Here is a 12,202-nt window from a genome sequence, read left to right on the forward strand (position 1 = left end):
ACCACGCGCATGGAGCAGTACGAGCCCGACGACCGCCTCTCACCGGCCCAGCTGGCCGCGATGCGGCGCAGCCTCCGCAACGGCCGGGCGGCCCTGACCCGCCGGTCGCTGCTGCGCGCCTCCGCGGGCGGCGCGCTGGCGCTGGGCGGCCTGGGGTCGCTGAGCGCCTGCGGGATCCCCGCGGCGGGCAAGACGGCGGGCGGCACGTCCGCCGAGGACCACTCGGCGCAGGAGAAGAAGGTCACCTTCTCCAACTGGACCGAGTACATGGACGTCGACGACAGCGGCAAGCACCACCCGACGCTCGACGCCTTCACCAAGCGGACCGGCATCAAGGTCACGTACACCGAGGACATCAACGACAACAACGAGTTCTTCGGCAAGATCAAGCCGCAGCTCGCCGCCGGCCAGGACACCGGCCGCGACCTGATCGTCCTCACGGACTGGCTGGCCGCCCGCCTGATCCGCCTCGGCTGGGTGCAGAAGCTCGACCCGGCCAACCTGCCGCACGCCTTCGCCAACCTCTCCGGCCAGTTCCGCACCCCCGACTGGGACCCCGGGCGCGCCTACTCCTACCCGTGGCAGGGCATCTCCACGGTGATCGCCTACAACAAGAAGGCGCTGGACGGCGTCGAGGTGAAGTCGGTCTCCGACCTGCTCGACAACCCCAAGCTCAAGGGCCGGGTCGGCTTCCTCACCGAGATGCGCGACAGCGTCGGCATGACGATGCTGGACCTCGGCAAGGACCCGGCGTCCTTCACCGCCGACGACTACGACGCGGCGATCGCCCGCCTCCAGAAGGGCGTCGACAGCGGCCAGATCCGCCGCTTCACCGGCAACGACTACACCTCCGACCTCACCAAGGGCGACCTGGCGGCCTGTCTGGCCTGGGCCGGTGACGTCGTCCAGCTCAAGGCGGACAGCCCCGACGTCGACTTCGTCGTCCCGGACAGCGGCTACCTGACGTCCAGCGACAACCTGCTGGTCCCCAACAAGGCCCGGCACAAGAGCAACGCCGAGCGGCTGATCGACTACTACTACGAGCCGCAGGCCGCCGCCGAGCTCGCCGCCTACATCAACTACGTCTGCCCGGTGGACGGCGTGAAGCCCTACCTGGCGAAGATCGACCCGGACGCGGCGAACAACCCGCTGATCATCCCCGACAAGGCCATGCAGGCCAAGTCGCACGCCTTCCGCTCGCTGAGCGCGAAGGAAGAGACCGCATTCGAAGCGAAGTTCGCGAAGCTCACTGGGGCGTGACCACGATGAAGACCACGAACGACAGCGGCGGCGACGTCCGCCTGACCGGCATCGGCAAGACCTACGGCGCCTTCACCGCCGTCCACCCCCTGGACCTGACCGTGCCCCAGGGCTCGTTCTTCGCGCTGCTCGGCGCCTCCGGCTGCGGCAAGACCACCACCCTGCGCATGATCGCCGGCCTGGAGGAGCCCACCACGGGCACCGTCCACCTCGGCGACCAGGACGTCACCCACCTGCCGCCGTACAAGCGCCCGGTGAACACGGTGTTCCAGTCCTACGCCCTCTTCCCGCACCTGGACATCTTCGAGAACGTCGCCTTCGGCCTGCGCCGGCGCGGCATCAAGAGCGTGAAGAAGCAGGTCGAGGACATGCTGGAGCTGGTCCAGCTCGGCGAGCAGGCGCGCAAGAAGCCGCACCAGCTCTCCGGCGGCCAGCAGCAGCGCGTCGCGGTGGCCCGCGCGCTGATCAACCACCCCAAGGTGCTGCTGCTCGACGAGCCCCTCGGCGCCCTCGACCTGAAGCTGCGCCGCCAGATGCAGCTGGAGCTCAAGCGCATCCAGACCGAGGTCGGCATCACCTTCGTCCACGTCACGCACGACCAGGAGGAGGCCATGACCATGGCCGACACGGTCGCCGTGATGAACGCCGGCCGCGTCGAGCAGCTCGGCGCTCCCGCCGACCTCTACGAGAACCCGCGGTCCACGTTCGTCGCGAACTTCCTCGGCACCTCCAACCTGATCGAGGCCGAGGTCGACACCCGCAGCGGCGACGACATCGTCCTGCGGGCGGGCGGCGGCAAGCTCGTCCTGCCCGCGGCGCGCTGTACCGCGCCCACCGCGGCCGGCGGCAGGGTGCTGGTCGGGGTGCGCCCCGAGAAGATCTCCCTGACCCACGCCGACGACGCCGGCTCCATCCCCGAGGGGCGCAACCGCATCACCGGCACGATCGCCGACGCCAGCTTCATCGGCGTCTCCACGCAGTACGTCGTGGACAGCGCGGTCTGCCCCGAACTCGCGGTGTACGCGCAGAACGTGGACCGCGACGGCCGCCTGGTGCCCGGCGCGGAGGTCGTCCTGCACTGGAGCCCGGCGCACACGTTCGGGCTCGACGCCGACCAGGACATCGACGCGGGCGTGGGGTCCGTCGAGGAAGAGGCCGCGTAGCGATGTCGACGCTCACCGAGGCGCCCCCGCCCCTGACCCCGGCCGCACCCGGCAAGAAGCCGCCGCGCCGGCGCGGCCGCTGGACGCCGTACTGGCTGCTGCTGCCCGGACTGCTCTGGCTGGTGGTGTTCTTCGCGCTGCCGATGATCTACCAGGCGTCCACGTCCGTGCAGACCGGCTCCCTGGAACAGGGCTACAAGGTCACCTGGCACTTCGCGACCTACTGGAACGCGCTGGACGACTACTGGCCGCAGGCCCTGCGCTCGGTGCTGTACGCGGCCGCGGCGACCGTCCTGTGCCTGGTCCTCGGCTACCCGCTGGCCTACCTGATCGCCTTCCGCGCGGGCCGCTGGCGCAACCTGATCATGATCCTGGTGATCGCGCCGTTCTTCACCAGCTTCCTGATCCGCACCCTCGCCTGGAAGACGATCCTCGCGGACGGCGGACCGGTCGTGGGGGCGCTCAACGCCCTCCACGTGCTGGACGTCACCGACTGGCTCGGCTGGACGGCCGGGGACCGCGTCCTCGCCACCCCGCTCGCGGTGGTGTGCGGACTGACGTACAACTTCCTGCCGTTCATGATCCTGCCGCTGTACACCTCGCTGGAACGCATCGACGGACGGCTGCACGAGGCCGCCGGCGACCTGTACGCCAAGCCCTCGACGGTCTTCCGCAAGGTGACCTTCCCGCTGTCGATGCCGGGCGTGGTCTCCGGGACCCTGCTGACCTTCATCCCGGCCTCCGGCGACTACGTCAACGCCGAACTGCTCGGCTCCACCGACACCCGCATGATCGGCAACGTCATCCAGACCCAGTTCCTGCGGGTCCTCGACTACCCGACCGCCGCGGCCCTGTCGTTCATCCTCATGGCGGCGATCCTGCTCATGGTCACCTTCTACATCCGCAGGTCCGGGACGGAGGATCTGGTCTGATGCCCGTCGTCACCTGGCTCAAGCGCCGGCTGGTCGTCATCGCCGGGCTGATCACGCTCGGCTACCTGCTGCTGCCGAACATCGTCGTGACGGTGTTCTCCTTCAACCAGCCCAAGGGCCGCTTCAACTACGAGTGGCAGCAGTTCTCCACCGACGCCTGGCGGGACCCCTGCGGGGTGTCCGGCCTGTGCGGCTCGCTGTCGATCAGCCTCCAGATCGCCCTCTGGGCGACGATCGGCGCGACCGTCCTCGGCTCGATGATCGCCTTCGCGCTGGTCCGCTACCGCTTCCGGGCCCGCGGCGCCGTGAACTCGATGATCTTCCTGCCGATGGCCATGCCCGAGGTCGTCATGGCCGCCTCGCTGCTCACCCTGTTCCTCAACCTGGGCGCCCAGCTCGGCTTCTGGACGATCCTGATCGCCCACATCATGTTCTGCCTCAGCTTCGTCGTCGTCGCCGTCAAGGCCCGCGTGATGTCGATGGACCCGCGCCTGGAGGAGGCGGCCCGCGACCTGTACGCCGGGCCCGTGCAGACCTTCGTGCGGGTCACCCTGCCCATCGCGGCCCCCGGCATCGCCGCGGGCGCGCTGCTCGCCTTCGCGCTGTCCTTCGACGACTTCATCATCACCAACTTCAACGCGGGCTCGACGGTGACCTTCCCGATGTTCGTCTGGGGCTCGGCCCAGCGCGGCACGCCCGTGCAGATCAACGTCATCGGGACGGCCATGTTCCTCATCGCCGTCCTGCTCGTCCTGACCGCCATGGTCATCAGCAACCGCCGCACCAAGCGCAAGGCGTGATCCGGAACACCGTAGGGAGTTGACATCATGGCCCCACGCGCCATGAGTTCTGCACATCACTGGACGAAGGCACTCTCCGAAGCCCGGCCGGTCCCGTACTGGCTGGAGGATCCCGGCAGGCCCCACCCCGAGCCCGCCCTCACCGGCGCCGAGACCTGCGACCTGCTCGTCGTCGGCGGCGGCTACAGCGGCCTGTGGACCGCGCTGGTCGCCAAGGAGCGCGACCCGGGGCGGGACGTGGTCCTGATCGAGGGCCGCGAGGCGGGCTGGGCCGCCTCGGGCCGCAACGGCGGCTTCTGCGCCGCCTCCCTCACCCACGGCCTGGCCAACGGGCTCAGCCGCTGGCCGGACGAGATCCACACCCTCCAGCGGCTCGGCGAGCACAACCTCGACGAGATCGAGCGGGCGATCGCCCGGTACGGCATCGACTGCGACTTCGAGCGCACCGGCGAGATCGACGTCGCCACCGAGCCCTACCAGGCGCGGGAACTGCGCGACTGGTACGAGGAGACCGAGAGCCGGGGCCTCGCCGACGGCGTCGAGTTCCTGGACGCCGAGGCGGTGCGCGCCCAGGTCGCCTCGCCCACCTTCGAGGCCGGGCTGTGGGACCGCCGGGGCGTGGCCATGCTGCACCCCGCCAAGCTCGCCTGGGGCCTGAAGCAGGCCTGTCTGCGCCTCGGCGTGCGCCTGTACGAGCACACCCCCGCGCTCACCCTCGAGCCGTACGGCGCCGCCGGCCTGGCGCTGCGCACCCCCTACGGGCGGGTCCGCGCCCGCCAGGTGGCCCTCGGCACCAACGTCTTCCCCAGCCTGGTCCGGCGGGTGCGCGCGTACACCGTCCCGGTCTACGACTACGCCCTGATGACCGAGCCGCTGACGCCCGAGCAGCTGAAGTCGGTCGGCTGGGAGAACCGGCAGGGCCTCGGGGACTCGGCCAACCAGTTCCACTACTTCCGGCTGTCCGCCGACCACCGCGTCCTGTGGGGCGGCTACGACGCGATCTACCCCTACGGCGGCCGGATCCGCGCCGAGTACGACGACCGGCCCGAGACCTACGCCAAGCTCGCCGAACACTTCTTCACCTGCTTCCCGCAGCTGGAGGGGGTGCGCTTCACGCACGCGTGGGGCGGCGCCATCGACACCTGCTCCCGCTTCTCGGCGTTCTTCGGCACCGCCCACCAGGGCAAGGTGGCCTACGCGGCCGGCTACACGGGCCTCGGGGTCGGCGCGACCCGGTTCGGCGCCGAGGTGATGCTCGACCTGCTCGCGGGGGAGCGCACCGAGCGCACGGAGCTGGAGATGGTCCGCAGGAAGCCGCTGCCCTTCCCGCCCGAGCCGTTCGCCTGGACCGGCATCGCCCTCACCAAGTGGTCGCTGGCCCGCGCCGACGCGCACGGCGGGCGGCGCAACCTGTGGCTGCGGACCATGGACCGGCTCGGCCTGGGCTTCGACAGCTGACGCGGCCTCCTGCAAAAAGGTGGGCCGAACCCGCGTAATGCCCGGCGGGGACCTCCCTCTCCCTCGTGACGCGACCGCGTCCACGACAGACAGGGAGGTCGTCAGATGACTGGGGCGAAGACGGCGGTCGAGTGGCTGGCATCCGTCGCACCGGACCCCGAGGCGTGCCGCTGGGAATGGGAGCGCAACCCCCACGGGGTCGCGCTGCTGCCCGCCGGCCGGGCCTGGGACGTCCTGATCCTGCCGGGCGAGCTCGGCTATCCCACGCTCGACGTGCTCACCCGCGTCCTGGACCGGCCCGGCCCGGTGCTGGTCGACTTCGGCGACGACCGGATGGGGTTCTTCGTACCGCCGGGCACCGCCGCGCGCTGGGTCGGCACCGGCATCCGCACGGCCGGCAGCGGCACCTGGATCGTCGTGCCGTACCCGGGCCGGGCCGCCCGGGGCGTGCGCTGGCTGGTGCCGCCGGACGGCTCCGGCACCCTCACCGACCCCGCACTCCTGGAACTGGCCCTGCACGAGGCGGCGGCCCAGCGGGCCCGGGGGGAGGAGACCTAGACGGTGCCTCGCCGATCGGGCCGGCGGGCTACGGGCGGGCGGGCGTCCCCGGGCCCTGGTCCGTCGACGTCGCCTTCAGCGCCAGCCACAGCTCCATGCGCACGTCCGGGTCGTCCAGGGAGCGGCCGAGGATCTCCTCCACCCGGCGCATCCGGTAGCGCAGCGTGTGGCGGTGGACGCCGAGGTCCGCCGCGGCGGCGTCCCACTGGCCGTGCCGGGACAGCCACGCCCGCAGCGAGGCCACCAGGTCACCGCGCCCGGTCGCGTCGTGCTCGTACAGCGCCCGCAGCAGACCGTCCGCGAACGCCCGCACCGCGTCGTCCGCGAGCAGTGGCAGCACCGAACCGGCGGCCAGCTGCTCGTGCTCCACGCACACCCGGCCCCGCCGCCGCGCCACCGACAGCGCCTGCTCGGCCTGCTTGTAGGCGGAGGCCGCCGCGATCGGCCCGGCCGGCGCGGACAGCCCGACGACCAGCTCGCCGTCGTCCCCGGCCTCGCGGGCCCCGCGGGCCCCGCCCGCAGGCCGCCCGGCCTCCAGCGCCGCCGCGAAGTCCGCGCACGCCGTCACCGCGGCCCCGCCGTCCGGCGCGAGCACGACCAGCCGCTCGCCCTCCGGGACCACCAGCACCGCCTCGCCGGAGCGGGCCGCGGCCGCCTCCAGCGCCTCCGCCAGCGCGTCCAGCGGGGCGCCCGCCGCCTCCGCGGACTTCGCCGCGGCGCCGCGCGCGGGGGCCGGCCCGTCGGCATGGGCGCGGGCCGCCGGGCCGGGCGCCGCCTCGGCGACGATCATCCGGAACGGGGCGTCCAGCAGCTCGCCGTACAGACCGCCGGCGACGGCACGGGCGTGGTCCGGCTCGCCCGCGAGGAGCATGCGCAGCACCGCCGCACCGATCCGCTGCTCGGCCGCGTGCAGCGAGCGCGAGCGCTCCGTGATCAGGGTGAGCAGGGCGATCGCCGAGTGCACCGCGTACCGCTCGGCGGTGCCCGGGGCGGCCGCCGTGCCGACGGCGAGCGCGGCCCGCGGGCGGCGGCCGGTGCCCAGCGAGTGCAGCTCGACCCGGTCGTCGGCGTCGGTGCCGCCCGGGCCCCCCACCACCGAGGACGCCGGCGCCGGCCGCTCCCGCAGCCGCTCCACCTCCGCCGTCAGCCGCGCCGCCCTGCGGCCCGCCCACTCCGGCGCGGTCGCCACCACGGCGCCCGAGGCGTCGTACAGCGCGGCCCAGCCGTCGACCTGCTGCGCGAGCGCGGCGAGCAGCCCCTCGGGGCCGGCCGTGAGCGCCTGCCGGGTCAGCTCGCGCTGGGCCGCGAAGCCCGCGGTGACCGCCCGGTACTGGTCGGCCGCGATCGCCGCCGACACCGCCTTGCTGATCGCCAGGAACGGTGTGCGGCGGGGCACCTCCAGCAGCGGCAGCCCCTCCTCCGCGGCGGCGTCGACCAGGGCCGCGGGGACCTCGTCGTAGTTCACCCCGACCGCGAAACCGAGCCCGACCACGCCGGCCCCCGCCAGGCGCCGCACGTAGCGCCGCATCGCCTCCGGGTCCTCCGCGTCCAGCTTCAGCGCGGTGATCAGCAGCAGCTCCCCGCCCTCCATGTACGGCACCGGGTCGGCGAGTTCGCTGACGTGCGCCCAGCGCACGGGCACGTCGAGGCGGTCCTCGCCCGCGCGCACGGTCAGCTTGAGCGCGGAGTGGTGGACGAGCGAGGCGAGGGTGGGGGGCATGGCGCCTTCAGGTCGGCGGACGTGATCGTCGGGTGATCGTTTGGCCACATCGTATGAAGGGCCTGTGGCGATTCTGCCTCACTGGAGGAGTGCCCTGCGTCCGTTCGACCCCGACCCGGTGCGCCCCCGTCCCGCGGAGTCTCAGCCCCGCAGGTCCACCAGCAGCGGGGGAGCGTGCTCGCCCGTCACGGTCGTCAGGGACAGCACCGCGTGCCCCGGCGGTACCTCGTGCGCCAGCTGCGAAGCCGACCAGCGCTCCCGCTCGACCTGCCGCACGGTCACCGCGTCCGTGGTCACCGCCTTGCCGGTCACCAGCTTGCGCAGAGCGTGGATGGCCCGGGTCATCGGCTGGTCGGCGAACACCGTGTGCTTCGCGACCTCCGTGGTCTCCACCCACTCGGTGCCCCAGGCCTGCGCGAACCGGTTGCCGTCCCAGGTGGTGACCCCGCTGAACGCCATCCGGCAGCCGACGGCCCCGTACAGCGGCCCGTGCAGGGCCTCCGGGACGTCGCCGATCGAGCGCAGGGTGAGCAGCACGCCCGCATTCTGCGAGCGCAGCCGCTGGACGCGGCGCACCGACTCCGGGGTGATCGCGCCCGTGGCGTCGTCCAGGACCAGGCAGGCGAAGTGCGCGCGCCGCCCCTGGCGGACCACGGCGTGGAACTGTGCGAGGACCAGCCGGGTGAGCAGCCGCCCGGCCTCCTCGTGGCCCCGCTCCGGCAGGTCCACGCGGACCCGCAGCGGATGGTGGGCCACGGACCGCAGCGAGAAGGGCCGCTGGGCGCCGCCCCCGCCGAAGAAGTCCGCGAAGGCCGGCCGGTCCAGCAGCGCCAGCCGGTCGGCCAGCGCCCGGCCCGCGTCACCCGGGACACCGGTCTGCCGCACCCGCGTCTCCAGCTCGCGCCGCATCACCTCGTGCCCGGCGAGCGCCTCCCGCAGCGCCGACACCGCCGCCGGCTCGCCCTCCAGCAGCTCGCGCAGCACGGGCAGCGTCGGGAAGCGGCCGTGCACCGCCCGGTAGGGGCCGAGCAGCTGGGCGAGCGCGGTGGCCGCGCCCTGCGCCCCGACGGCGTCGAGGTCGCCGACCAGCGCCTCGGCGAGGATCGCGGCGGCCTCGTCCGGGTCGTCGGACTCGGCGTAGGGGTCCAGGTCGTACCCCGAGGCCGGGTCGCCGATCCGGACGACCACGTCGAAGGCGGCGTCGGAGCCGAGCCGGGCGCCGGGCGCGGAGACCGCGACCACGGCACACGCCCCGGTGAGCGCCTGGAGGGCCAGCGTCTCGGTGACCGGCTCCACGAGGGTGCGCGTCTTGCCCGACCCGGACGGTCCGACCGCCAGCAGCGAGGTGCCCAGCACCTCGGGCCCGAGCGCGGCGCCCGCGTCGTGGTACGGCAGCGGGGAGCGCTCGGCGGCCACCCAGCGGCCGATGCGCACCTGGTCCGCGAGCAGGTCGTGCCGGGCCGAGCGGCGGGGCAGGTCCCGGGCGCCGGAGGGGTGCGTCCAGGCGGCGCCGCCCTGGCGCAGCACCGTGTCCCGGAAGGCGGCCAGCCCGGCGTCGCGGCGGGCGGTGGCGAAGGCGTGGTCGATCCGCGCGCAGTCGACGTCGTTCATCCGGCCGCCGGCCACCTCGGCGGTGAGCAGGTCGGCGGCCTCCTCCTGCCCGGCGTCGCGCAGCGCGGGCCACTGCGAGCGAGGGCGGGCGACCGGCCGCGGCGCGCTCGGCGCGGCGGCGGCCTTCCGGGCCGCGAGCCGCTCCTTGGCGTACGGCAGCCAGCCGCCGAGCCGGGCGAACGGCCACAGCACGAGCAGGGTGATGACCGTGTACAGCGAGTCCGTGAACAGCGGCGACGCGAACAGCTCGTAGCCGCCGGAGAACAGCACGACGAGGGAGAACAGCGGGTCGACGACCGGCAGCGCGTTCCAGCCGACGCCGAACGCGTCCGGGAAGACGAAGCTCAGCGTGACCAGGGCGGCCAGTGCGGCGAGCAGGGCGCGGGCGGGCTGGGGGCGGCGGCCGACGAGGTGGCGCACGGTGTCGGGCCAGCTGCCGAGCCGGCCCATGGCGTACAGCAGCACCGCGAAGAACACGCCGTCGTAGACCACCCGGGCCTCGGCGCCGTCCATGGTCCTCGGCGAGGCGATGGTGCCGCCCCACCACCAGTCGTCCGGCGTGAACAGGCGCAGCACCGAGAACTGGTACGGCAGGCTGCCCCGCCGCCACAGCGACCACAGCACCAGCGCGGCGACCAGGGGCACCAGCATGCCGACGACCGTGACCGTCGCGAGCCGCTCCGGTGCGTTCGCGCCCTTCGGCAGCCGGTAGCCGTGGCGCCAGATGCCCGGGCGGGCCTCGGGGCGCGGGGCGTCCAGCCAGTCGGCGACCGCGGAGGGCGGGGCGGCGGGGGCGGCGGCCGGGGGCGGCGGCGTGCCGGGCGCCCGTCCGGGCGGCGGCGGCACGGCGGGCGGACCGGACGGGCCGGCGGCGTACTCCGACGGCCCGGACCGCCCCGTCGGGCCCGCGGGCGGTGCGGCCGGGGGCGGGGGCAGGTCGGGGCGGGTCGCGGGGGGTTCGGGAGGGGTCGTGGGGCGTGGCACGGGGTTCGCGTGCGTGCCGCGCGCGTCCTGTGTCCCGTCGCTGTTCATCGCCGTTGCCCCCTGACCAGCCGTTCCGTCCACCGTCAGCGGTCAATCTAACGCCCCGGCAAGGGCAGTTCACCGCTTACGCGCCCGCAGCGTGCCCCCGCCGCCCGTCCGGCCCCCCGCTCCCGCACGTCAGGGCCCTTGCTCCGCCGTGGCACGGCCACGGCTCCTCTATGTCCACCACGGACAACCGGGGTCCGGGAAAACGCCCACATGGAGCATGCCCACCCCCGGGCGCCCGGCCTAGCCTGCGAGGAACGAAGGAACGCACCCGCAAGACCCCCAGGAGCCCCTCATGACCGCACTTCCGCAGGAGCGCCGCGTCGTCACCGCCATTCCCGGCCCGAAGTCGCAGGAGCTGCAGGCCCGTCGCGTCGCCGCGGTCGCGCAGGGCGTGGGCTCCACGCTGCCGGTGTTCGTCACGCGCGCGGGCGGCGGCGTGATCGAGGACGTCGACGGCAACAGCCTGATCGACTTCGGCTCCGGCATCGCCGTGACGACCGTCGGCGCCTCCGCCGAGGCCGTGGTGCGCCGCGCCTCCGCGCAGCTCGCCGACTTCACCCACACCTGTTTCATGGTCACCCCCTACGAGGGCTACGTGGCCGTCGCCGAGGCGCTGGCCGAGCTCACGCCGGGTGACCACGAGAAGAAGTCGGCCCTCTTCAACAGCGGCGCCGAGGCCGTCGAGAACGCCGTCAAGATCGCCCGTGCCTACACCAAGCGCCAGGCGGTCGTCGTCTTCGACCACGGCTACCACGGCCGCACCAACCTGACGATGGCGCTGACCGCGAAGAACATGCCGTACAAGCACGGCTTCGGCCCGTTCGCGCCCGAGGTGTACCGCGTCCCGGTCGCCTACGGCTACCGCTGGCCGACCGGCCCCGAGAACGCCGGCCCCGAGGCCGCCGCGCAGGCCATCGACCAGATCACCAAGCAGGTCGGCGCGGACAACGTGGCCGCGATCATCATCGAGCCGGTGCTCGGCGAGGGCGGCTTCATCGAGCCGGCCAAGGGCTTCCTGCCCGCGATCCGCCAGTTCGCCGCCGACCACGGCATCGTCTTCGTCGCCGACGAGATCCAGTCCGGCTTCTGCCGCACCGGCCAGTGGTTCGCCTGCGAGGACGAGGGCATCGTCCCGGACCTGATCACCACCGCCAAGGGCATCGCGGGCGGTCTCCCGCTGGCCGCCGTGACCGGCCGCGCCGAGATCATGGACGCCCCGCACGCCGGTGGCCTGGGTGGCACCTACGGCGGCAACCCGGTGGCCTGCGCCGGTGCGCTCGGCGCCATCGAGACGATGAAGGAGCTCGACCTCAATGCCCGGGCGAAGGAGATCGAGGCGGTCATGAAGGCCCGCCTCACCGCCATGGCCGAGAAGTTCGACATCATCGGCGACATCCGCGGCCGCGGCGCCATGATCGCCATCGAGCTGGTCAAGGACCGCGCCACCAAGGAGCCGAACGCCGAGGCGGCCGCCGCCCTCGCCAAGGCCTGCCACCAGGAGGGCCTGCTCGTCCTGACCTGCGGCACCTACGGCAACGTGCTGCGCTTCCTGCCCCCGCTGGTCATCGGCGAGGACCTGCTGAACGAGGGCCTGGACATCATCGAGCAGGCGTTCACCCGCATCTGATCAAGCACCGTCCCGCGCGCATCTGAGAGGCCCGACGCACG

At 73.4% G+C, this 12,202-nt stretch carries 9 protein-coding genes; 7 read left to right on the plus strand and 2 right to left on the minus strand.

Annotated elements, in window-relative coordinates; all coding sequences use genetic code 11:
- Window positions 1-9: 9 nt before the first annotated feature.
- The 6 genes from E4U91_RS25175 (at window position 10) to E4U91_RS25200 (ending at window position 6,171) form a co-directional block, all read left to right on the plus strand.
- Window positions 10-1,260 carry a polyamine ABC transporter substrate-binding protein gene (locus tag E4U91_RS25175; RefSeq protein ID WP_137308934.1) on the plus strand — a complete coding sequence of 417 codons (1,251 nt, stop codon included), beginning with the start codon at window positions 10-12 and terminating at the stop codon, window positions 1,258-1,260.
- Window positions 1,257-2,423, plus strand: coding sequence for an ABC transporter ATP-binding protein (locus E4U91_RS25180; protein ID WP_137308935.1), 1,167 nt, complete (start codon window positions 1,257-1,259; stop codon window positions 2,421-2,423). The genes E4U91_RS25175 and E4U91_RS25180 overlap by 4 nt, the downstream gene beginning before the upstream one ends.
- Window positions 2,424-2,425: 2 nt before the next feature.
- Window positions 2,426-3,355, plus strand: coding sequence for an ABC transporter permease (locus E4U91_RS25185; protein WP_137308936.1), 930 nt, complete (start codon window positions 2,426-2,428; stop codon window positions 3,353-3,355).
- Window positions 3,355-4,155 (plus strand): ABC transporter permease, encoded by an 801-nt coding sequence (locus E4U91_RS25190; RefSeq protein ID WP_137308937.1) that lies wholly within the window; start codon window positions 3,355-3,357, stop codon window positions 4,153-4,155. Before E4U91_RS25185 ends, E4U91_RS25190 begins: the two co-directional genes overlap by 1 nt.
- Window positions 4,156-4,182: 27 nt before the next feature.
- On the plus strand, window positions 4,183-5,613 hold the full coding sequence (locus tag E4U91_RS25195) for an NAD(P)/FAD-dependent oxidoreductase (protein WP_137308938.1): 1,431 nt from the start codon (window positions 4,183-4,185) through the stop codon (window positions 5,611-5,613).
- Between the two features lie 105 nt (window positions 5,614-5,718).
- Complete coding sequence (locus tag E4U91_RS25200) at window positions 5,719-6,171, plus strand: hypothetical protein (protein ID WP_137308939.1); 453 nt, start codon at window positions 5,719-5,721, stop codon at window positions 6,169-6,171.
- A gap of 28 nt (window positions 6,172-6,199) precedes the next feature.
- Here E4U91_RS25200 and E4U91_RS25205 read toward each other — a convergent pair whose 3' ends face one another.
- Together E4U91_RS25205 and E4U91_RS25210 are read right to left on the minus strand one after the other, a co-directional pair.
- Complete coding sequence (locus E4U91_RS25205; RefSeq protein ID WP_137308940.1) at window positions 6,200-7,891, minus strand: PucR family transcriptional regulator; 1,692 nt, start codon at window positions 7,889-7,891, stop codon at window positions 6,200-6,202.
- Between the two features lie 141 nt (window positions 7,892-8,032).
- Window positions 8,033-10,534, minus strand: a complete 2,502-nt coding sequence (locus tag E4U91_RS25210) for an ATP/GTP-binding protein (protein WP_137308941.1) — start codon at window positions 10,532-10,534, stop codon at window positions 8,033-8,035.
- A 292-nt stretch (window positions 10,535-10,826) separates the two neighbouring features.
- Here E4U91_RS25210 and gabT point away from each other — a divergent pair, with 292 nt between their 5' ends.
- Window positions 10,827-12,161, plus strand: a complete 1,335-nt coding sequence (gabT, locus tag E4U91_RS25215) for a 4-aminobutyrate--2-oxoglutarate transaminase (protein WP_137308942.1) — start codon at window positions 10,827-10,829, stop codon at window positions 12,159-12,161.
- Window positions 12,162-12,202: the final 41 nt, after the last annotated feature.

The sequence above is a fragment of the Streptomyces lasalocidi genome (assembly GCF_005280215.1).
Lineage (GTDB): Bacteria > Actinomycetota > Actinomycetes > Streptomycetales > Streptomycetaceae > Streptomyces > Streptomyces longwoodensis.